General features: G+C 72.0%; 18 protein-coding genes. 10 read left to right on the top strand and 8 right to left on the bottom strand.

The annotated features are described in order from the left end of the window. Nucleotides 1-75 precede the first annotated feature (75 nt). The 5 genes from hemE (at nucleotide 76) to hemQ (ending at nucleotide 4,377) form a co-directional block, all read left to right on the top strand. Nucleotides 76-1,131 carry a uroporphyrinogen decarboxylase gene (gene hemE, locus ACFVW6_RS21535; RefSeq protein ID WP_355277481.1) on the top strand — a complete coding sequence of 352 codons (1,056 nt, stop codon included), beginning with the start codon at nucleotides 76-78 and terminating at the stop codon, nucleotides 1,129-1,131. Nucleotides 1,132-1,337: 206 nt separating this feature from the next. Continuing rightward, complete coding sequence (locus ACFVW6_RS21540; RefSeq protein WP_378831080.1) at nucleotides 1,338-2,696, top strand: protoporphyrinogen oxidase; 1,359 nt, start codon at nucleotides 1,338-1,340, stop codon at nucleotides 2,694-2,696. A 125-nt stretch (nucleotides 2,697-2,821) separates the two neighbouring features. Then, nucleotides 2,822-2,977 carry a hypothetical protein gene (locus ACFVW6_RS21545; protein WP_378831078.1) on the top strand — a complete coding sequence of 52 codons (156 nt, stop codon included), beginning with the start codon at nucleotides 2,822-2,824 and terminating at the stop codon, nucleotides 2,975-2,977. A gap of 50 nt (nucleotides 2,978-3,027) precedes the next feature. After that, the gene (locus ACFVW6_RS21550) at nucleotides 3,028-3,612 is read left to right on the top strand and encodes an HAD family hydrolase (RefSeq protein ID WP_378831075.1); all 585 of its coding nucleotides are present in this window, start codon (nucleotides 3,028-3,030) and stop codon (nucleotides 3,610-3,612) included. Nucleotides 3,613-3,681: 69 nt separating this feature from the next. Further along, on the top strand, nucleotides 3,682-4,377 hold the full coding sequence (gene hemQ / locus ACFVW6_RS21555; RefSeq protein WP_355277473.1) for a hydrogen peroxide-dependent heme synthase: 696 nt from the start codon (nucleotides 3,682-3,684) through the stop codon (nucleotides 4,375-4,377). A 49-nt stretch (nucleotides 4,378-4,426) separates the two neighbouring features. On the opposite strand, the gene msrB is transcribed toward hemQ, so the two are convergent. The 4 genes from msrB to ACFVW6_RS21575 all read right to left on the bottom strand — a co-directional run bounded on the left by msrB (nucleotide 4,427) and on the right by ACFVW6_RS21575 (nucleotide 8,687). Further along, the gene (gene msrB, locus ACFVW6_RS21560; RefSeq protein WP_365006847.1) at nucleotides 4,427-4,849 is read right to left on the bottom strand and encodes a peptide-methionine (R)-S-oxide reductase MsrB; all 423 of its coding nucleotides are present in this window, start codon (nucleotides 4,847-4,849) and stop codon (nucleotides 4,427-4,429) included. 65 nt (nucleotides 4,850-4,914) lie between these two features. Further along, on the bottom strand, nucleotides 4,915-6,255 hold the full coding sequence (locus tag ACFVW6_RS21565; RefSeq protein ID WP_378831071.1) for a glycosyltransferase family 87 protein: 1,341 nt from the start codon (nucleotides 6,253-6,255) through the stop codon (nucleotides 4,915-4,917). Between the two features lie 84 nt (nucleotides 6,256-6,339). Beyond that, a complete protein-coding gene (locus ACFVW6_RS21570; protein WP_378831069.1) occupies nucleotides 6,340-7,893 on the bottom strand; it encodes an alpha/beta hydrolase in 1,554 nt (517 codons plus the stop codon). A 32-nt stretch (nucleotides 7,894-7,925) separates the two neighbouring features. Then, complete coding sequence (locus ACFVW6_RS21575) at nucleotides 7,926-8,687, bottom strand: pyrimidine reductase family protein (protein ID WP_378831067.1); 762 nt, start codon at nucleotides 8,685-8,687, stop codon at nucleotides 7,926-7,928. A 35-nt stretch (nucleotides 8,688-8,722) separates the two neighbouring features. Here ACFVW6_RS21575 and zapE point away from each other — a divergent pair, with 35 nt between their 5' ends. Then, nucleotides 8,723-9,742 (top strand): cell division protein ZapE, encoded by a 1,020-nt coding sequence (zapE, locus tag ACFVW6_RS21580; protein WP_355277461.1) that lies wholly within the window; start codon nucleotides 8,723-8,725, stop codon nucleotides 9,740-9,742. 61 nt (nucleotides 9,743-9,803) lie between these two features. Beyond that, nucleotides 9,804-10,601 carry a tyrosine-protein phosphatase gene (locus ACFVW6_RS21585; protein ID WP_378831064.1) on the top strand — a complete coding sequence of 266 codons (798 nt, stop codon included), beginning with the start codon at nucleotides 9,804-9,806 and terminating at the stop codon, nucleotides 10,599-10,601. Here ACFVW6_RS21585 and ACFVW6_RS21590 read toward each other — a convergent pair. After that, entirely contained in the window at nucleotides 10,590-11,144 is a 555-nt protein-coding gene (locus ACFVW6_RS21590; protein ID WP_378831061.1) for a GNAT family N-acetyltransferase, read from the bottom strand. The genes ACFVW6_RS21585 and ACFVW6_RS21590 overlap by 12 nt on opposite strands. A gap of 71 nt (nucleotides 11,145-11,215) precedes the next feature. On the opposite strand from ACFVW6_RS21590, the gene ACFVW6_RS21595 reads away from it, so the two are divergent. Continuing rightward, nucleotides 11,216-12,724, top strand: a complete 1,509-nt coding sequence (locus tag ACFVW6_RS21595; protein ID WP_378831059.1) for a flavin-containing monooxygenase — start codon at nucleotides 11,216-11,218, stop codon at nucleotides 12,722-12,724. 67 nt (nucleotides 12,725-12,791) lie between these two features. After that, nucleotides 12,792-13,718, top strand: a complete 927-nt coding sequence (locus ACFVW6_RS21600; RefSeq protein WP_355277453.1) for a LysR family transcriptional regulator — start codon at nucleotides 12,792-12,794, stop codon at nucleotides 13,716-13,718. 779 nt (nucleotides 13,719-14,497) lie between these two features. Here the strand turns inward: ACFVW6_RS21600 and ACFVW6_RS21605 are convergent. Continuing rightward, a complete protein-coding gene (locus tag ACFVW6_RS21605) occupies nucleotides 14,498-17,776 on the bottom strand; it encodes a hypothetical protein (protein WP_378831057.1) in 3,279 nt (1,092 codons plus the stop codon). A 383-nt stretch (nucleotides 17,777-18,159) separates the two neighbouring features. Between ACFVW6_RS21605 and ACFVW6_RS21610 the strand changes: the two genes are divergently transcribed. After that, nucleotides 18,160-19,113: a hypothetical protein gene (locus tag ACFVW6_RS21610; protein WP_378831054.1), complete on the top strand. Its 954-nt coding sequence runs from the start codon at nucleotides 18,160-18,162 to the stop codon at nucleotides 19,111-19,113. Here the strand turns inward: ACFVW6_RS21610 and ACFVW6_RS21615 are convergent. Then, complete coding sequence (locus tag ACFVW6_RS21615; protein ID WP_378831052.1) at nucleotides 19,079-20,269, bottom strand: hypothetical protein; 1,191 nt, start codon at nucleotides 20,267-20,269, stop codon at nucleotides 19,079-19,081. The genes ACFVW6_RS21610 and ACFVW6_RS21615 overlap by 35 nt on opposite strands. A 61-nt stretch (nucleotides 20,270-20,330) precedes the next feature. After that, a complete protein-coding gene (gene mraY / locus ACFVW6_RS21620) occupies nucleotides 20,331-21,404 on the bottom strand; it encodes a phospho-N-acetylmuramoyl-pentapeptide-transferase (protein WP_355277444.1) in 1,074 nt (357 codons plus the stop codon). Nucleotides 21,405-21,550 lie beyond the last annotated feature (146 nt).

The following is a 21,550-nucleotide window of genomic DNA, read 5'->3' on the forward strand; positions in this document are numbered from 1 at the left end:
GGCGGGATAGCCCACCCGATCGGGGTGAGGTGGCGCTCCGGAGCCGGCATCGATGGCCGCTTAGGATGGGCGGTGATGAGCACTTACACCCGCCGCCGGTTGACCGATGCCCCCTTCCTGGCCGCCGCCACCGGCGCGACGCCCAGCAGGCGCCCCGTGTGGTTCATGCGCCAGGCGGGCCGCTCGCTGCCCGAGTACCGGGAGCTGCGCAAGGGCATCGGCATGCTCGAGTCCTGCTTCGACCCCGAGCTGGTGTGTGAGATCACCATGCAGCCGATCCGCCGCCACGGCGTCGACGCGGCAATCCTGTTCTCCGACATCGTCGTTCCGCTCAAGGCGGCGGGCATCGACCTCGACATCGTGCCGGGCGTCGGCCCCGTCGTCGCCTCGCCGGTGCGGACCGAGGCCGATGTGCGGGCCCTGCCGCGGCTGCGGCCCGAAGAGGTCGGCGCGGTCGCCGAGGGCGTGCGCCTGCTCACCGACGCGCTCGGCGACACCCCGCTCATCGGGTTCGCCGGCGCGCCGTTCACCCTGGCGTCCTACCTGGTCGAGGGCGGGCCGAGCAAGCAGCACGAGCGCACCAAGGCGATGATGCACGCCGACCCGAAGACCTGGCACGCCCTGCTCGGCACGCTCACCGACATCACCATCGCGTTCCTGCAGGCCCAGCTGGCCGCCGGGGTCGACGCGGTGCAGCTGTTCGACTCCTGGGCGGGCGCGCTGTCGCTGGCCGACTACCGCGAGTTCGTGCTGCCGCATTCGGAACGGGTGTTCGCCGAGGTCGCCGCCGCCGGCGTGCCGCGCATCCACTTCGGAGTCGGCACCGGCGAGCTGCTCGGGGCGATGGGCGAGGCGGGCGCGGACGTGGTCGGCGTCGACTGGCGGGTGCCGCTCACCGAGGCCGTGCGCCGCGTCGGCGCCGGAAAAGGCTTGCAGGGCAACCTGGATCCGGCGATCCTGTTCGCCGGGTTCGACGCGGTCGAGGCCGAGACCCGCCGCATCCTGCGCGAGGCCGACGACGCCATCACCCTCGGCGCGACCGGCCACATCTTCAACCTCGGCCACGGCGTGCAGCCCGAGACCGATCCGGGCGTGCTGACCGCGCTCGTGGACCTGGTGCACTCGCTGTAGTTTCCCGTCGCGCCCGCCCCGTCCGGTGGGACGGGGTCGGGCAGTCGCCGGCCGCCGGTCCACAGCTCGATGGCCGCGCCTTGGTACTTCCTGCTGGTTCCGGCGTGGATGCCGCTCGCGGAGATCCGGGGCGTGGGTGGTGATCCCGGTGACAGCGTCGAGGGTGTGAGTTCCGGCGGTCGTCCCCGCGCGACTACGGTCGAGGCATGCGGATCGCGATCATCGGTGGCGGCATCAGTGGGCTCGTCGCGGCGTATCGACTGCGGCAGCGGCTGGGCGCCGAGGCCGACATCGTGGTGCTCGAGCAGCGCGCGCGGGTCGGTGGGGTGCTGCACACCGGCGAATTGGCCGGGGAGCCACTGGATCTCGGCGCCGAGGCGTTCGTCGGGCGCAGGCCCGAGGTGATCGAGCTGATGACCGAGCTCGGCATCGCCGACCAGCTCGTGCGCCCGGCGGGCAAGCGGCCGCTGGTGTGGGCGCAGGGGGCGGCGCATCCGCTGCCGGGGCGCACGCTGATGGGTATCCCCTCCGACGCCGAGTCCCTGCGCGGGCTCGTCGACGACGCGACGTTGGCACAGGTGGCAGGCGAGCCGCAGCGGGCCTTCGACTGGACGCCGGGTGCCGACGTCGACGTGCACAGTCTCGTCGCCGATCGTTTCGGGCCGCAGGTCGTCGAGCGCAGTGTCGACCCGCTGCTGGGTGGCGTCTACGCGGGCACCAGCGCCTCGATCGGCGTCCGCGCCGCGCTGCCCACCCTCGCCGCCGCCCTCGATCGTGGCGCCCGCAGCCTCACCGACGCGGTCCGCGAGGCCCTGCCGCCGCCGAGCACCGCGCCGGTCTTCGGCGGCCTGCGCGACGGCTACGGCGCCCTGCTCGCCGCCCTGATCACGGCGTCGGCCGCGCGCCTGGTCACCACCCTCGCGGCCACCCGGGTGGCCACCGCGCCCCGGGGGTGGGTGGTCGACCCGATCGGCCTCGTCGACGCCGTCGTCCTGGCGACCCCGGCCCCGGTCACCGCCCGGCTGCTGCACCACGTGTCGCCGGTCGCCGCCGCGGCCGCCGGGGAGATCGACCTGTCCTCCTCGGCGCTGGTCGCCATGGCGCTGCCGCTCGCCACCGGCCTGCCGGACAACTCGGGCATCCTCGTCGCCACCGGAGAACCCCTGCGCGCCAAGGCCTTCACCCTGTCCAGCAGGAAGTGGCCGCACCTGGGCGCCCGCGAGGTCGCCCTGGTCCGCGCGTCCTTCGGCCGCTTCGGCGACGAAGCCCCGCTGTCCTGGTCCGACGAGGAACTAGTCGCCGCCGCCGTCGCCGACCTGACCACGGTGACCGGCACCGAGATCACCCCCATCCAGTCCGTCGTCCAGCGCTGGCCCGGCGGCCTGCCCCAGTACGCCCCCGGCCACACCGACCGCATCGCCACCCTGGAGACCGCCGTCGCCGACCTCGACGGCCTCGCCGTGGCGGGCGCCTACCTCCACGGCGTCGGCGTCCCCGCCTGCGTCGCCTCGGGCACTGCCGCGGCCGTCCGCATCGCGAGCGCCCTCACCTCCACCGTCGAGTAGGGTCGCCGCGGACACCGGCTGGGTCGACGACCACTGCGCCGATCCACGGGGCTGGACATGTCTCGACGCACTCACCCGGCGTGTCCCCGACCGGGTTCGATAGCGATGCTGCATGATCGCGCGCTGTGACGACCACCGGCGACCAGCCCACCCGCACCCTGATCCTCGACCCCGAGCTCGGCCCGGTCGAACTGCACGCGGGTGCGGCGACCACCGTGACCTCCGTTTTCGGCAGCGACGAGACCTCGCCGTGGCGGGCGGGCAGGCCGGTGGCCGACTGACCGGCCGCGTTCACCCGGCAATTCCGCTCGGACACAGCCACACTGGGGCGATGCAGACTTTCGATGCCGTGCTGTGCGACCTGGACGGCGTCGTCCGCCGATTCGACCACGATCGGCAGCGGCGGATCGAGGCGCGCTACGGGCTCCCGGTCCTGGCCACCGCCTTCGCGCCCGAACTCATCGGGCCCGCGATACTCGGCCGGACCACGGCGACGCAATGGCTGGCCGGGATCGCGGAAGCGCTGGGCGGCCATCCCGAGGCCGTCCAGGCGACCGCGGAGTTCGCCGACGTGGACTTCTGGGTTGACCGACCGGTCGCCGACCTGCTGACGCGGGTACGGACGCGCATGCCGCTGATCCTGGTCACCAACGCTATGGACAACCTCGACGACCACCTGACGCGCCTGCGGCTCACCGGGTTCGCCGACGCGGTGATCAGCAGCGCGGTGGTGGGGATCGCCAAACCCGACCCGGGTATCTACGAGATCGCCGCCGAGGCAGCAGGTGTCCCGCCGCGGCGATGCCTGTTCATCGACGATCGGCTCGACAATGTGGCCGCCGCGCGGGCCCTCGGGATGACCGGCATCCACTTCCACGACATCGACGATCTGGCGGTGCTGCGGGCGGGCGCCTGAGAGGTGACCGGCGTGTCCATATCCCCGCCCACCCGGCAGGCGAAATCACCGCAGTGGCACCATGGATCCATGGCGCGACTCGACTACCAGGCCCTCAACTCCACCATTCGCTACCTGATGTTCTCGGTGTTCCAGGTGCAGCCGGGCGTGCTCGGCGAGGACCGGGCCGCGGCGATCAAGGAGGCGCAGGCGTTCTTCGACGGCCTGGCCGACAAGGGTGTCGTGCTGCGCGGCATCTACGACGTGGCCGGCCTGCGCGCCGACGCCGACTTCATGCTGTGGACCCACGCCGAGCGCGTCGAGGACCTGCAGGCCGCCTACGCCGACTTCCGGCGCACCACCGAGCTGGGCCGGGCCAGCGCCCCGGTGTGGAGCAATGTGGCGGTGCACCGCCCGGCGGAGTTCAACAAGAGCCACATCCCCGCGTTCCTGGCGGGGGAGGACCCGGGCAACTACATCTGCGTGTACCCGTTCGTGCGGTCCTACGAGTGGTACCTGCTGCCCGACGAGGAGCGGCGCAAGATGCTCGCCGATCACGGCAAGGCCGCCCGCGGCTACCCGGACGTGCGCGCCAACACCGTCAGCTCGATGGCGCTGGGCGACTACGAGTGGATCCTCGCCTTCGAGGCCCCCGAGCTGCACCGCATCGTCGACCTGATGCGTGACCTGCGCGCCACCGAGGCCCGCCTGCACGTGCGCGAGGAGATCCCGTTCTTCACCGGCCCGCGCGTCGAGGTCGACCAGCTGGTCACCGCGCTGCCGTAGTCAGGACACCGCGAAGGGCCCGGTCGCCTCGACCGGGCCCTTCGTCGTGTCAGTCCTCGGCGGGCTGCAGGCGCAGCGCGATCGAGTTGATGCAGTACCGCTGGTCGGTGGGCGTCGCGTAGCCCTCGCCCTCGAAGACATGGCCGAGGTGGCTGTGGCAGTTGGCGCACAGCACCTCCACCCGGCGCATGCCGAGCGAGTCGTCGGCGCGCAGGATCACCGCGTCGGAATCGGCCGGGTCGAAGAACGACGGCCAGCCGCAGTGCGAGTCGAATTTCTCGGTGCTGCGGAACAATTCGGCGTCGCAGGCGCGGCAGGTGTAGACACCCTCGGTCTTGGTGTCGGTGTATTCCCCGACGAACGGGCGCTCGGTGGCGGCCTCGCGGAGAACGGCGTACTCCTGCGGATCCAGTTTCGCCCGCCACTGCTGCGGCGTCAGCTGGATGCGCGGCGTGGGCAACGATGAGCTCATCACTCCACGCTAATGGTTTCGGCCGGTGCGCGCCGCGATCGTCGCGTCACAGCACCGGCCGTGCCCTATTTCAGCGCGGGTTCGCGGTCGTCGACCGGCTCTTCCGGGGCGACCGGATCGTCGCGATCGGGCGCGGGGGAGACCGCGGCGGGCGCGGGCTTGTCGTCGTCGGAACCGTCTCGCGAATCCGGCGCGCTCGCCATCCACGCCGGGTCGATGCCGAACCGCAGCCTGCCCTCGCGGCGCGCGGCCAGGTAGCGGTCACCCAGCACGCAGAACACGACGACGAGCAGCAGACCCCAGCCGAAGGTCACCCGCAGGTACTCGAGCGTGCGCCCGGTGCTCTGCCAACGGTCCGAGAGCCACTTGTCGTAGGTCATGAACCCGAAGATCGCCAGCCAGGCGGGCCAGTTGCGCAGCACGGAATTGCGCAGCACCACCGACAGCAGGAACGGGAACAGCATCATCGAGTAGTACATCTGGCCCAGCGAGAGCAGCAGGAACGACGCGGTGAGCAGCACCCCGGAGAACGTGGTGACGAAGAACAGCTCGTCGTCGCGGTAGTAGCGCCACAGCAGCCACAGCGTCACCGCGACCACGGCGGCCATCACGCCCTGCACCAGCAGGATCAGCCAGTGCGGCAGGCCGTAGTAGAGCCCGTTCCCGCCGATCGAGCTGTTGAAGTAGTCGCGCGTCTGCGCCAGATACGGCACCACCCGGGTGAAGAACTTCTCGGGATCCGCCGACAACGGCCAGGCGATCGCGGTGAGCGTCAGCGGCACGCCGAGCGCGGTGATGAAGACCTTCCACTGGCCGCGCACAGCCGCGACGAGCAGCAGCGGCGCCAGCGTGGGTTTGACCGAGATGCTCAACCCCAGCGCGACACCGGCCCAGAGGTCGCGCCGCGCCAGCAACAGGTGCAGGAACACCAGCTCGGCCAGCAGCAGACAGCCGTTGACATTGGTGAAGACCAGCGTGTTGGTCACCGTCTCGGAGGCGAACATCGCCAGCAGCAGCGCGGGCGCGGCGACGGACCCGAGACCGAACTTGAACAGACGCAGCAGCAGGTACCAGGCGATCAGGATCGCGACGGCGTTGAGGCCGATGAACAGCCAGCGCGACAGCTCGTACTCGATGACCGCCACCGGCGCGATCAGCAGCGTTCCACTCGGGTAGTACAGATAGTGCGGGTCGACCGAGGAGAAGTCGGCGGTGTACAGCGGCCTGCCGTTCAGGAACTCGAACGAGGCGTTGTACACAGGCCGGTAGTCGTCGGTGACGAATCCGTTGACCGCCTTGATGAAGACACGGTTCAGCACGGTCATGACCGCGAAGGGCCAGAGTGCGAACTTGATCACCTCGGCGGAGGTGCGAGCGGTGCGGGGCTCGAGCTGTCGGAACAACACTGGGGCACGGTACACCGGATCGGGTAGCGATGGTGTCGCCGGACCCGTCCGACGCGCCGGAATCACATGGTCGTACGACCTGGATCAGGCGGGGCAGGCACCGCCGTCGGCGGGCAATTTCGCTTCCGCGAGGTAGTCGGCGACCGCCTTCTGCGCGCAGCCGGAGTGCGCGGTCACCGGGTGCCCCCAGCCCTGCCAGGTCATGGTGGCGTGCCGGGCGCCCGCCGCCCCGAGCGCGCCGGTGACCGAGGCCGCGGCCCCGCCGACGATCGGGTCGGCGGCACCGGCGAACACCAGCACCGGCAGGTCCAGCTTCGTCGGCAGCGGCGGCGCGGTCGAGACCGGCCAGGCCGAGCAGACCATCAGCCCGATCGCGGCGGTGCGACCGAAAACCGGATATTTGCCGGCCCAGGTTCCGGCGAGCTCGCGGGCTCGGTCCGGGGTCGGCGGCTGCTGGCTGTCGGTGCAGCGGTTGACGAATTCGCCGTCGGAGTTGATCGCCGCGGATTCGCGGGCCACCAGCGCCGACAGCGGGGCTCGGTCGCCGCGGTCGGCGGCGGCGAGGATGTCGGCCAGCGCGGTGACCCGGCTCGCCTGGTCACCGCGTGGGCTGGACAGGAAGCCGGTGAGCGCGGTCGAGAGGTCGGCGCCCGAGATATCGCCGAGGCCGCCGCTGTTCGCCTTGGCCACCAGCCCGATGACGGTGGCGCGCGGGTCGGCGCCGAGGGCGCAGTTGGCGGCCTTGCAGCGCTGGGCGAACGCCGTCACGGCGGCCTCGGCGCCGGTGACGGCGGCCTCGGTCATCGTCGTGAGGTCGGCGCCGACCGGTTCGGGGGCGTCCAGGATCAGCCGGGCCAGGTGGTCGCCGTAGCGGCGGGCGTAGCTGAGCGCGACCTTGCCGCCGTTGCCGGTGCCGAGCAGGTTGATCTTGTCGACCTGCCACTGCTTGCGCAGCTGTTCGATGTCGTCGGCCGCGTGCGGCGCGTCGAAGGTTCCCTCGTAGGGCTGCAGGAAGTCGCGGCAGGCGATGGTGGCGTCCTGGCTGTAGCCGGCCACGGCGCCGACCTGGTCGTCGCTGCCGATGCCGAACTGGCCGAGGTCGGTCATCACCGCGCGCAGCTGCGCCGGGATGCAGTCGATGGGCTGGGAGGCGCCGATCCCGCGCCGGTCGACGGCGACGATCGGCTGCACGGCCAGCAGCGCGCTGTTCGGCCCGATCGCCAGCCCGGCCAGCGTCGAGGCCGAGGAACGATCGGCGCCGGAGGTGAGCACCAGCGGTGCGGCGTCGGCCGGAGTCTGCGGCAGCCGGGCCCGCAGCGCGCCCGCCCGGAACGTGCCGAGCACGGTGCCCGCGGTGTCGATCGGGGTGGAGAAGTCGGCGCATTCGAGCACCAGCCCGGCCGGGGCCGGACCGAAGTCGAGCGAACCCAGCGTGGCGGCGGTGCAGTCCTTCCAGGCCAGGTCGGTCTTGGGGACTTCCGCCGTGGCCGGTTCGGGCACCGTGGGTGTCTCGGTCTGCGCACCACCGACCCCCGGCCGCTCGACAGCGACGACGGGCCGATCCGACGGTCCGGCCCCGCAGCCCGCGAGCATGATCGACAGTGTCGCGGCCGTCGCCGCGGCCCGAGTCCAGCGCATGGGCTACACACTGCCAGGTTCGGCGCCAGGTTTCATCGACGGGCCCAGCGGGCCAGGACGGTGCCGTCCTCGGCGAGCACGAGCTGCCTGCGGTGCATCGGGATGTCGAAACCGCTCGCCGACAGCGAGATTCGCCCGCCCGCCCCGCCCACCAGCACCGGGGCGGTGGTCAGGCACAGCTCGTCGACCAGATCGGCCTCGGCCAGCTGGCCGAACAGATGCGGGCCGCCCTCGCACAGCACCCGCTGCAGGCCGCGCTCGGCGAGCACCCGCAGCAGCGCCGCGGGCATGATCGCGGCCTCCCCGGCGACCACCACCTCCGCGCCCGCCGCTTCCAGCGCCTCGACCTGCTCCGGTGCCGCGTGGGCGGTGGTGATGATCAGCGGGGCGGTCTCGGCGTCGGTGAAGAACCGCGACGCCGGATCCAGGCGCGCGCTCGCGGTGACGACGGCGATCGGTGGCGGCGTGCCGTCCGCCGACCCGCCGATCCCGTGCCGGAAATGCGCGCGCCGCCGGTCCGGATCGGGGTGCGCGCCGCCGTAGTCCTCCGCGCGCACCGTGCCCGCGCCGACGACGATCACCTCCGCCAGTTCCCGCAGCAGCCCGAACACCCGGTGGTCGGCGTCGGTGCCCAACCCCGCCGAGACCCCGTCGACGGTGAACGCCCCGTCGATACTGTTGACGAAGTTGGCGCGCACCCAGGGACGATCCAGCTGCCGGGGGTAGGCATAGCACCTGGCCAGTGCGTCGTCGTCGAGGTCTGCGAGCTGGGTCACATTGTGGATACGCTGCATAGGATCCGATGCAACCACGTCCGTACGATTCGTTCATGCAAGAACGCCTCGTCGATCGCCATCCGGAGGTCCCGGCCGACCAGCTCGTCGCGCAGATGGTGCCCCCGCCCATGTTCGACGAGGTCAGCTTCGCCTCCTACATTCCCGACCCCAAGGAACCGAGCCAGGCCGCCGCGGTCGCCAAGGCCGAGGAATTCGCCGGTCAGGTCGCCAAGATCCACAAGGCCGCGTCCAAGAAGAGCCTGTTCGGCAAGAAGAAGGCCGTCAGCGGCGCCGGTCTGTACCTCGACGGCGGGTTCGGCGTCGGCAAGACCCACCTGCTCGCCTCGATCTTCCACAGCGCGCCCGCGCCCAAGTCGTTCGGCACCTTCGGCGAGCTGACCAACCTGGTCGGCGCGCTGGGCTTCGTCAACGCCGTCGAGCGGCTCTCCGGCAACAGCCTGCTGTGCATCGACGAGTTCGAGCTCGACGATCCGGGCGACACCACCATGGTCTCGCGCCTGCTCACCGAGCTCTCCGCCGCGGGCGTCTCGATCGCGGCCACCTCCAACACGCTGCCCAGCCAGCTCGGCGAGGGCCGTTTCGCCGCACAGGATTTCCTGCGCGAGATCAAGAAGCTCGGCTCCATCTTCGAGCCGGTGCGCGTCGACGGTCCCGACTACCGCCACCGCGACCTGCCGCCCGCCCCCGAGCCGACCTCGCCGGACATCCTGGCCGAACGGGCCGCCACCACCCCTGGCTCCACCCTCGACGACTACGACGCGCTGCTCAAGCACCTGAGCACGCTGCACCCGTCGAAGTACGGCGCCCTGATCAACGGCGTGACCTCGGTGTTCATCTCCGGCGTCCACCCGGTGACCGACCAGGCCGTCGCGCTGCGCATCGTGGTGCTGGCCGACCGCCTCTACGACGCCAGCATCCCGGTGACGGTCTCCGGCGCCAAGCTCGACGAGATCTTCTCCCAGGAGATGCTCGACGGCGGCTACCGCAAGAAGTACCTGCGCGCGATCTCGCGACTGCTGGCGCTGTCGCGCTTCGAGGCCGCCGCCGCGTAACCGACCGGCGCCGGGTACGTTCGTGCTGACCGTGACCCGGCGTCGTCGAAGGAGCCCTGTCGTGACCCGTAGCCGTGCTCTGCGCGCGAGTCTGGCCGCCGCGACCGGAGTGGCCGTGCTGCTCGGTCCGGCGATCGGCCAGGCCGTGGCCGCACCCGCGCCCGCCAGTGAGACCACCGCCGATCGGCTGCTCGGCCTCACCGGCGTCCAGAACGCCAGGGACGCGGGCGGTTACCGCACCACCGACGGGCACCGGGTGCGCACCGGGCTGGTGTTCCGCACCGGTGCGCTGGACAAGGCGACCCCCGAGGATCTGGCCCGGCTCAGCGCCCTCGGCGTGCGCGTCGTCGACGACCTGCGCACCGGCTACGAGCGCGGCCTCGGCGCCGACCGGCTGCCCGCAGGCGCGGTCGGCAACTCCTACGACGTCATCGGCCAGGCGCCGCCGCTGATCCTGGCGGGCGCGCTGTTCGGCGGCGAGGGCATGTACCGCGCGTTCATCACCGCGCCCGGCGCGAACGAGGCGTTCGCCGCCGTGCTGCGCGACATCATCGCCGCCGACGGCACCGGCGTGCTCTACCACTGCAGCGCGGGCAAGGACCGGACCGGCTGGACCTCGGCGGTCCTGCTGACCCTGCTCGGTGTCGACCGGGCCACCGTCACCGCGGACTACCTGGCCTCCAACGTCTACCGCGGCGCCGCGCCCACCGACCCGCTCAACGGCGTCCAGCAGACCTGGCTCGACGCCGCGTTCGACCAGGCGGACCAGAGCTACGGCAGCTTCGACGGCTACGTGCGTGACGGCCTCGGCCTGTCCGACGCCGAGATCACCGCGCTGCGGGCCGCGCTACTCGACTGAGTCGCCCAGCGCCAGTTCGTAGACGAAGTCGGAGTGCACCTGGCTGCCGACCGGGAACGTCTTCGTGCCCACCTGGGTGAAACCGTGCTTGGCGTAGAACTTCTGGGCGCGTTCGTTGGCCTGGTTCACGCCCAGCCACAGCACCGCCGCGCCGGCGTCGCGGGCGGTCGCCACCGCCGCGGTCATCAGTGCCGCGGCGACGCCGCTGCCGTGGTGCCCCGGCAGCACGTACATCTTGCTCAGCTCGACCACCGCACCCGGGCTGACCTGGGCATCCACCTCCGGATCGGCCGGCCTGCCCGCCACCAGCATGGCGTAGCCGACGATCTCGTCACCCTCGACGGCCTTGAGGACCGTGCGCTCCGGATCGGACAGGTACTCGCCGAACCGCTCGCCCGAGAGCATCTGCTCGAGGAAGATCTCGATATCGCCCTGGGTGGCCTCCGGCGGGCACGCCAGCGGGAAGGTCGCCGCGGCGACGTCACTGAGCTCCTCGGCATCCCAGAGCCCGGCCCGATCGACGACGACGGAACTGTTGGTCATAGTTCCAGTACAGCACGGGTCGGCCCGGCGGCGGTGGCACCCGCGCGCCGGTGCCGAGTACTCTCCTCGCCATGACGAGCGGTAGCCGCATCGGGATCGTCGGTGCGGGAGTGGCGGGTTTGGCCTGCGCGAAAGTGTTGAGTCGGGCGGGTTTCCCGGTCGAGGTGTTCGACCGGGCCCCTGATGTCGGAGGTGTGTGGAGCGCCACCCGACGCTATCCGGGGCTGCGCGCACAGAACAGCAAGGTCCGGTACCACTTCAGCGATTACCCGATGCCCGAGGACTTCCCGCGCTGGCCCGACGGCCAGCAGATCCAGGCCTACCTGGCCGGGTACGTCCAGGAGTTCGGTCTGGCCGAACATCTGCGGCTGGGCACCGAGGTCGTCGCCGCCGACCCGGTCGACAGCGGCTGGCTGCTCGAGGTCCGCGATCGCGACGGCGTGCACCGCACCACCTGCGATCACCTGATCGTCGCCAACGGCGTGTTCAGCGACCCGGTGCTGCCCGCACTCCCCGGCGCGGCGGCGTTCGCGGCCGCGGGCGGGCGGCTGGTCCACGTGTCGGACTTCCACGACGTCGAGCAGGCCCGCGACCGCTCCGTGGTCGTGATCGGCTACGGCAAGTCGGCCTGTGATGTCGCCGAGGCCGTCAGCCATCTGGCCGACGAGACCAGCGTCGTCGCGCGCAGGCTCACCTGGAAGATGCCGCGCACGCTCGATCTCGGCCTCGACTACGAGCGGCTGCTGCTGACCCGCCTCGGCGAGGCGCACTTCCGGTCACGGGAGCCGCGCCGGATCGAGCGCTGGCTCGACGCGCTCAGCCTGCGGCAGGCGAACCTGGATCTGGTCCAGGAGCGGGTGACCCGCAAGCTCCGGCTACGCGAGCTCGATCTGCTGCCGACGGGCGGCATCGAGGAGATGACCAACAGCGGCGCGAGCCTGGCGACCGAGGGCTTCGCCGAGCAGGTCGAGGCGGGCCGGATCACCGTCCACCGCGACACCGAGGTCACCGAGCTGATCGGCGGGCAGCACGGGCCCGCCGTGCGCCTGTCCGACGGCACGCTGAAACTGGCCGAGATCGTCGTCTGCGCCACCGGATACCAGCAGGAGGTGCCGTTCCTGACCCCGTTCGTGCGGCGCAGCCTGACCGACGAGGTGGGCGACTTCCGGCTCTTCCGCAACATCCTGCCGGTCGAGGTGCCCAACCTGACCTTCGCCGGCTACAACAGCTCCAATGTGAGCGCGCTGAGCGCGGAAGTCGGCGCGCACTGGATCGCCGGGCTGCTCACCGGGAAGTTCGTGCCGCCGATGCCCGAGCAGATGAACTCCGAGATCGACGAGCGGCTGCACTGGTCGCGGGAACGCTCGGCGGGCTATCACGCCCAGGGCGCGTCGGTGGTGCCGTTCTCGCTGGCCAATATCGACGAGATGCTCGACGACCTGCGCACCCCGCTGCCGCTGACCAGCAGGCTGGCCCAGTGGGTGCGCCCGGTGCGGCCCGCCACCTACCGGCGGGTGCTGCGCGAACATCCGGCGACCGTCCCCGCGGCGCCCGCGCCCGCGCCGGTTGCCGAGCGGTAGCCCGACACGCAGGATCGTCGCCGCGACAACACTTGGCGGTAATCCTTGCGTTGGTGATAATCCTCGCGTGGACGCGCTGGATCTGAACCTGTTGCTCGCCCTCGACGCGCTGCTGGAGACCAACAGCGTGACCGAGGCGGCCCGGCGTCTGCACACGTCGACCTCGGCGATGAGCCGGACCCTCACCCGGTTGCGTGCCGTCCTCGGCGACCCGCTGCTGGTGCGCTCCGGTCGCCGGCTGGTGCCGACCCCGCGGGCGCTGGAGCTGCGCCACGACGTCGCCGGACTGGTCGACCAGGCGCGGTTGCTGCTCACCGCCCGCGACGACACCGGGGCGGGCCGCCATCGCGATTTCGTTGTCCGGGTGGCCGATTCGGTCGCTCCCCGGCTGACCGGTCCGCTGCTGGCCGCGGTCCGCGCCCAGCTGCCCGGCGTCACGGTGCGCGTGCTGGCCGCCGACGCCGCGGACACGGTGGTCGCCCTGCGCGACGGCCGGGTCGACGTGGAGGTCGGCATGATCGGCCAGACCGACCCGGAGACGGTGGTCACCCGCCTGTTCGCCGACCGCTGGATCGGCCTCGCCGCCGCGGGGCACCCGTTCGGCGCCGATCGCCCCACCGTGGCCGCCTACGCCTCCGCCCAGCACCTGGAGGTCTCGGCCACCGGCCGCACGCACAGCCCCATCGACGACCGCCTGGCCCTGCACGGCCGCACCCGGCGCGTGGTCGCCACTGTCCCCGACCTGTCCACCGCGCTGTTCACCGTCGCCACCACCGAATTGGTCTGTCCCGCCCCGGAACTGCTCGCCCGCCCCGCCGCGCTCTCCCTCGGCCTGACGACCTTCGAGATCCCCCTGCCACTCCCGGCCCCCGTCGTCGCCATGGCCTGGCACCCGCGCAACACCGCCGACGCGGGTCACCGCGCCCTGCGCGACCTCATCGGCACCGTCCTGCGCGAGGCTCCACGCCCCGACCTGGTCGTGGCGCCTGCTTGACCGGCTGGCGATGTCCCACGGCCCGACAGTGCCGCCGCACCGGTCCACAGCCGAGAGCTGAACCGGCTGACGGTGCCGACGTTCGACCGTCCTCGGTGGCGGAGAGCTGGCGCGGTTTTCGGGTCGCGGCGCGGACTGGGCGCCGGCGTCGGAGTTCGGCGTGGGCTGTCGGCAGCGGCCGGGGCGCAGGCTGGGCGCCGGCGTCGGAGTTCGGCGTGGGCTGTCGGCAGCGGCCGGGACGCAGGCTGGGCGCCGGCGTCGGAGTTCGGCGTGGGCTGTCGGCAGCGGCCGGGACGCGGACTGGGCGCCGGCGTCGGAGTTCGGCGTGGGCCGTCAGCAGCGGCCGGGGCGCGGACTGGGCGCCGGCGTCGGAGTTCGGCGTGGGCCGTCAGCAGCGGCTGGGACGCAGGCTGGGCGCCGGCGTCGGAGTTCGGCGTGGGCCGTCAGCAGCGGCCGGGGCGCGTGTCGAGGCATGGTGCGTGCCGAGGCCTGGTGCGGACTCCGCTGTCGGTGGCGGTGCCCGGCTGGTGCCGCTGGCGGAGCCCTGGCGCGGTTTTCGGGGCGCGGCGCAGGCTGGGCACCGACGTCGGAGCTCGGCCTGCACCGTCGGCAGCGGCCGGGGCGCGTGTCAGGGCCTGGTGCTTGCCGAGGCCTGGTGCGGACTCCGCTGTCGTGGCGGTGCCCGGCTGGTGCCGCTGGCGGCGGCCTGACGCGGCTTCCGTGTCAGTGGTCCGGCGCGGTGTCCGGTGTGTGCCCGGACCGGAGGACAGCGCCGCTGCTCAGCCGGCGTCGGTTGTCGGTGGTCCGAAGACGTCGCGCCGTCCCGGCGGCAGCCCGGCGGACCGCTTCAGCTCGTCGAGCATCGCCTGCAGCTTGTCGACGTTCGCCCGTTCGATATCGAAGGCACGGAACGTCCCCGTCACGGTGATCCCCGCCGCATCGGTCGCGGTCGGCGGAACCGGATCGGAACTCACCCGATCGAGCGGGCTGGTCGCGGGCGCATCAGGCCCGCCCGGATTCGCCGCGGCGAACCCGCCGGTCTGGGTCCGCTCGCCGCCACCGGCGGACTCGACGCCCGGGTACCCGTGGTCGGTCGTCGAGGAGCCGAATTGCGTGGTGGACTCGACGCCCGCGTCGCCTCGGCCGCTCAGGGGCTCCCCGAATCGAGCCGTAGGCTCCAGACGCGCGCTTCCGTCATCACCGGTCGGTGCGCCGAATCGCGTCGTGGGTTCGAAGGCCGAGCCGCCATGGTCGGTCGTCGAGCCGTCGAATCGGGTCGTGGGTTCGATACCCGCGTTGTCTCGGCTGCTCGTCGACGCGCCGAATCCGCTGGCGGGCGTTGTGCCTGCGCCTGCCGAGTCGGTCGACGGTGTGCCGAATCCGGTTGCGGGCGATAGGCCCATGCTGGGTTGGTCGGTCGTCGGTGCGCCGAATCGGGCCGTGGGTTCCGGGCCCGTGTTCGGCGTGGCGGTCGGCGAGGCGCCGAATGCGGCCGGTGCTTCACTGCCGGTGGGCTGCGTGGTGTCCTTCGGCGCGGACAGGCGGGCGGGCGGTGCCGACGGCGACGTGTCACCGGGGGCGGTGAGGCGCTCTCGTGGTGCCGCGTCGTCGAAGATCGATCCGGGGCGCTGCGTGTCACCGGTGAAGCCGTTGCGGGCGTAGCCGTTCGAGCTCGGGGTGGATGGGGTGGTCAGGTCCTCGTCGGTGAAGGTCCAGTGGATGCCGCTGGCGGTGGTGCCCGAGCCGGCGGATCCCGGTGTCGCGGTGGATCGCGGATCGAACCCGTTCACCTGGTGGGTGTTCGCTGGGGTCTCGCCGCGATCACCGGCGGTGAGACCGGCCGATCGGGGATCGCTCACGACCCGCTCGGGTTCGCCGCTCGAGGACTCGATCCGATTGCCGGACAATGCCTCCGACGATCCGGTACCCACGACGGGCGCGGCTGTCCCGCCTACGGGCCTGCCGACCGGCCTGGCCCGCTCCACACCCGCCTCGACGGGCGGTCGCACCCCGGTCTCGGTCGGCGGATCCGACAGCGCGTCGACGGCAGCGGCACTCGACTGCGGCGCCAGGGCACCATTGATCACGTCATCACCGCCACGCGCGGCAACCACCGGTGCTGTCCGCCCCGGCACGGTGAGCTCATCCCCGGCCCCGGCCCCGGCCCCGGCCCCGATCTCGGTCCTGGACCCGATCTCGGTCCCAGCCCTAGCGTCGGCTCCGGCCCCGATCCTGGTTCCGGCCTCAGCTGCGGTTCCGTCGCCAGCCATAGCCCCGGTCGTCACCCCCGACAGTCCCGCGTCCGGCGACACCCCATTGCGCCCGAGCGCGGAGATCGACACCGTCCGCCCGGCGACCTCGGCGTCACCACCCGAAGCACCGGCCGCACCACCCAGGCTCACGCCGTTCTGCGGCAACCGCTGCGTGACTTGCCAGTCCACGGCCTCGATCACACTGTCGTCCGACAACTCGACCGCCCGGCTGTTCGCCGACCCCAACCGCGCGGCGACACCGCCGGTCGTCCCGGCCCGCTCCGCGGTCGCGGCCTCCCGGCTCCGTTCGGCGGCGGCCGCGCGCATATCCAGTTCGGCCGCGGCGGCGAGGCGGTCGGCCCATTCGCGCGCGGTAGCCGTGGGAACGACATCGTCGACCTGCTGTTGCGCGGCGGCCGCGAGCCGGTCGGCCCACTCCCGCGCGGCCGCGGTCGGGACGACGTCGCCCGTCGGCTGGTCGGCTGCCGCCGCCGCGAGCCGGTCGGCCCACCGCCGCGCGGACTCGGTCGCGGCGACATCATCGACCGGCTGTGCGTTCGCGCCCCTCGTCTCCTCGGTCTGCTGCTGCGTTGCGGACACACCACTGCCCGGCTCGCGCGCCGCGAGCTTCGCGTCGTCCCGCCCGATTCCCTTCGCCGACACCGTCGCAGCGGCGTCCGCCGATCCGTCGACGCCTCGCGATCCATCGACCCGCACGTCAGCCGCGGCACCCACGTCAGCCGCGGCACCCACGTCAGCCGCGGCACCCACGTCAGCCGCGGCACCCGCACCCGCCGATCCCGCCGATCCGTCGACACCTCGCGATCCATCGACCCGCGCGGCGGCTGCGGCATCCGAGCCTGCCGCAGCACCCGCACCCGCCGACAAGGGGAGGGCAGGCCCGTCCGCCACCGGCGCCGCGACCCGCACACCCTGGACACGGTCACCGACGCCCGACTCTCCCCGCGCAGGCAGCTCGTGCACCGCGCCCGCCTCGTCGAGCACCCGAACGCCGTTGCGCGGCTTCACACCGTTGACTCTGGACGCACCATTCACCGGCGCCCGGCCGTTCACGGGTGGCACACGGTCGGCGCCATCACCGGCCACCCGGCTCGCACCGTTCACCCGCACCGCACGATCGCTGCCGTTCACCGGCGGCACCGACCCGGCCGACCCGGCGGCATCCTCCGACAGCGTCCCCACGGCCGACCCGGTCGGCGACGCGAAGCCCCCTGTCACGGACCCCTCGGCCGACCGTCCCGCGTGACCCGAGCGCACAGCCCGCGCCGTATCGGCGAACGGCGCTGCCTCGGAAGCCGACTCACCGACCGGTTCGAAGCTCGTCGAGGAACGGGGGACCGGGGCGACGGTGAGCGGCCAGGTCGGGTCGCCGAGGTGATCGGTCCGGGAATGCCTGCGCTCCAGCGGCGGCCGGTCGCCGGGTGGGGCCGAGAACTCTTCTCCCGCGCCCGGATCGGTAGCCGCGCGCTCGGCGGCTTCGGCGGCCTCCCGCACTTCCCGTCGGCTGCGGGTGCCGCGGGCGCGGGGCGCCGGTTCTGGATCGCCACCGTCGAGGGCGTCGAGCCGGGCGCTGAGCCGGGAAATGTCCTGTGACGCATGGAATGCCCAGGTCTCGAGCCTGCGGATCCTGGTCTGGTCGGGCAGATCCTCGTCGGCGGGGAACGCGGGGACTTCCTGCTGGACCCGGGCGGCGACGACATCGAGCTTGTCACTGACCTCACGCAGCGCCGCGGCGATACTCGCCAGCATCGACCCGATGGATTCGTCGTGCTCAGCGTGGTTCATGCACACCCTACTTCCCGTGCTCGGCGAGCGTGCCCGCCCCGGCCGCAGCGATCATATCCACCGGGCGCTGCGGCCGCGTCGTCGCGATGTCCCGGTGACCGGATCGGCGACGCGCCGAAGCGTTTCGTAATCCGGACGAAATGGACGGGCAACAGGCCCGGTCTGTGTATCGAAATGATCAAGATCTCGGCGACGTTCTGCGACGTCGGCACAATGAAATAGCTTGATATTCAAGTGGAGTCGCGTTTGTGATCTCGATCACCGGTCGGTGACGCACCCGAGCGCGGGTCAAGGGGGCTGGCGGCCGGTCGGTGGCTGCGGGAACCTGAAGAACAGGGCGTGGGCGCGGGCGCACGTCAGGGTCCCTGGTGAGGGAGTGTGGTGTGAGGACGAAGCGGCGAAGCGACACCCAGGTGGTGTGCGGACGGCGGGCGCTGCTCGACGAACTCGGCATCTCCGAAGGGACCCGGCGGGCGGCGCCGGAACGCACCGGATACGGCTGTGGTTGCCCCGAATGCGTGGCGACCCAATGGAATACCCAGCGACTCGAACACTGGATCTGCGGCAGGCTGACCGCGGCGGGCGCCGAGGAAGCCGAGGTCGACGCCCGGGTCGGTGACATCCCGGTCGACATCTTCTGGCGGCGCGGCGACCGGCGCTGCGTGGTCGAGGTGCGCAGCGGCCCCCTCGACATCACCGCGGCCCGCGCACACCGCAGCCGTCTGCAGGCGGCGGGCATCGACGACGTGCTGTGGGTCTGCCCGCACGGTTACTGGGTGCCGCTGGTGCCCGCGGTCGGCATCGCCGATTTCTCGCCCGCGGCCGCCGACTATCGCATCGACCAGGGCATGCTCGCCGCCGGCGAGACGGGTTTCGCCGGTCCGGTGCGGCCGGGCTGGGAACTGCGTGACTTCCTCGCGGGGTGGGTGACCGGCGAGATCCACTGGGGTCACGCGGATTCGACGACAGGAGGGTGGGCCGAGGTGGGCACCTGGGAACGGCATACCGCGGCGCAGGCCGCGATGATCGAGCATCAGCGCGGAGAACTGCGTGACCAGCGTGTCCAGCTGGCGGTGTCGCGCCAGACCGTGCGCGACAAGCAGAAGCTGGTCACCCGCCTGCACCACCGGATCGACCGCGCGGGCGTGAACGCCGACGCCGAGGCGATCACCCTGGCCGGGGTGCGCAGCGAGCTGGTGGCCCAGCAGCGGATCGCGGCGGGCCTGCGCGCGACGATCGGGCGGATGGACCGCACGATCAATCAGTGGCAGTGGCTGACCTGCTGCGCGATGCTGCTGGTGATCACCGTGCTGGCCGGTGCGATGGTGACGCGCTGAGGCGCATGGGCGTCCGGTCCCACCTCCAGTCGTTGCGCAGGACGAGACCGGCCAGGTCGAGCAGCTCGAGGCCGGTCTCGGCGCGCAGGCTCGCCAGCGCGCCCCGATCGTAGGGGCCCCGGTCGAGATCGGCGGCGATGCGTTCTTCGATCGCCGGGTCGGTGGCGCGGGCCCGCAGCCGGGCCGGGTCCAGCGTGCTGCCGGTCCACGCCAGCCAGCCCCAACCGTGGTCGTGGGCGTAGGCGCGGGCGAGCTCGCTCTGGATCCGGGTGTGGTGGAAGGCGATCCGGCCCAGCGGGACGACGTCGACGAGGACCGTCCGGCCGTCGGTGAGCTGGGCGGCGGCCGTCGGATAGTGCACGTGATCCGCGCCGTCGAAGGCGTAGGTGAGCGCCGTCGGTTCCTCCTGGAACGCCGTCACCGCGGGGCTGGCGTCGAGGGTGCGCAGCAGCCGGGCCGCCAGCGCGGAGTCGTAGGCGACGTCGCGGCCGACGGTGGCGAGATAGAAGCGGCCGCGGCCGTCGTCGTCACCGTCGGCGACGCGGGCCGAGGCGGTCGGCAGGGGAGCGGGGGTGCCGGTGGTCCACTCGACGTCGTCGAGCAGCGGCCCCAGATCGTCGGTCTCGTCGAGGGGCTGCAGCTTGGCCAGGATGCTGGCGGTCTTCTTCTGCCAGCCCAGGATTCGCTGCATCACGTATCCGGCGACGCGCTTGGCGTCGGCCTGGTCGTGCCCGGCCAGGCGCAGCTTCAGATACGACCATTCCATCGCCACCAGATCGGTGTCGGTGGCGTAGGTCTCGGCGAGCAGTTCCCGCACCAGCCGCAGATCGCCCGCGTCGCGCGGGTAGCGGTGCCCGAACACCTCGGCGCAGCGGTGCCCGGAGCGAGCGGCTTCCCGCACGAGCTGCCCGATCGCCTTGGCGTAGAGCTGGCGGACCCGGTCGCGTGCCAGGTCGTAGCGGGCGCCGATGCGGGTGAGGGTTTCCGGGCGCTGCCCGCCGATGCCCAGGCGCAGGGCGACGATGCGCGCGTCCCTGGCCGCGCGTTCGGCGTGCTCGGTGAGCAGCTCGGCGACCAGCTCGTCGAGTTCCTCGAGCTCGAAGGAGACATCGGTGGCGATGTCGTGATCGAGTTCCCGCCCACTCCCGGTCCTCACTGGGCCACCTCCCGCTCGCTCGTGTCGGGTCAGCGTAGCGGGGCGGGCCGACAGTTCCCGGCTACAGCGCGGTGATGTACTCGCCGTAGAACAGGCACAGCCCGATCGCCGACGCGATGCCGGCCAGCACCCAGAACCGGATGATCACCGCGGTTTCGGGCCAGTTGTTCAATTCGAAGTGGTGATGGAACGGCGCCATCCGGAACAACCGCGTGTGCGTGGTGCGGAAGACGACGATCTGCAGCACCACCGACATGATCTCCGCGACGAACAGCGCGCCGAGCACCACCGCGAGCAGTTCGGTGCGGCTGGTGATCGACAGCCCGGCCACCAGACCGCCGAGCCCGAGCGAGCCGGTGTCGCCCATGAAGATCTTGGCGGGCGCCGCGTTCCACCACAGGAACCCGATGCACGCGCCCGCGGCGGCGGCGCTGACCACCGCGAGATCGAGCGGATCGCGCACGTTGTAGCAGCCGCGGCCGGGGCTGAGCTCGCACGAGTTCTCGAACTGCCACAGCGTGATCACCACGTAGGCGCCCAGCGTCAGGCTCATCGAGCCGGCCGCGAGCCCGTCGAGCCCGTCGGTGATGTTGACGGCGTTCGACCACGCCACCACCAGCAGGCAGATGAACGCGACGAAGATCAGCGACCCGAAGGCGATGGTGTTGATGTCGCGGACGTAGGAGAGATTGTGGCCGGCGGGGGTGAGCCCGGTCGCGCCGGGGAAACGCAGCGCGAGCACCGCGAACACCACCGCGGCGCCGATCTGCCCGAGATACTTGCCCGCCGCGGTCAGCCCCAGATTGCGGTGTTTGCGCAGCTTGATCGAGTCGTCGAGGAAGCCGACCATGCCGAGCGCCGAGGCCAGCAGCAGCACCAGAATGCCGGAGGCGCTGGGCCCCGGCGCGTCCCACAGCAGGCCGATCAGGTGCGAGCCGAGGAATCCGGCCCATACGCCCGCGCCGATCGCCAGCCCGCCCATCGTCGGTGTGCCGCGTTTGGTCTGGTGGCTGGCGGGCCCGTCGATCCGGATCTCCTGCCCGAAGCCGCGGCGCGCGAACACCCGGATCAGGACCGGGGTGAGGGTGATGGTGACGAACAGGGCGATCCCCGCCGACAACAGGATCTGCCTCAACTGCTCGCCCCTCCGTACTGCTGGTCCGCGTCGCCGTCACCGGCCCGGCGACGCCGAGTGCCGATCCTAGGGGAGCGCCGACGGAATCCGGGCCGGGAGTGACCTGGGTTACATGCCGTGGCCCGTCGGGCCCGGAAATGCAAGAA

This window comes from Nocardia sp. NPDC058244 (assembly GCF_042882065.1).
In the GTDB taxonomy this organism is placed as follows: domain Bacteria; phylum Actinomycetota; class Actinomycetes; order Mycobacteriales; family Mycobacteriaceae; genus Nocardia.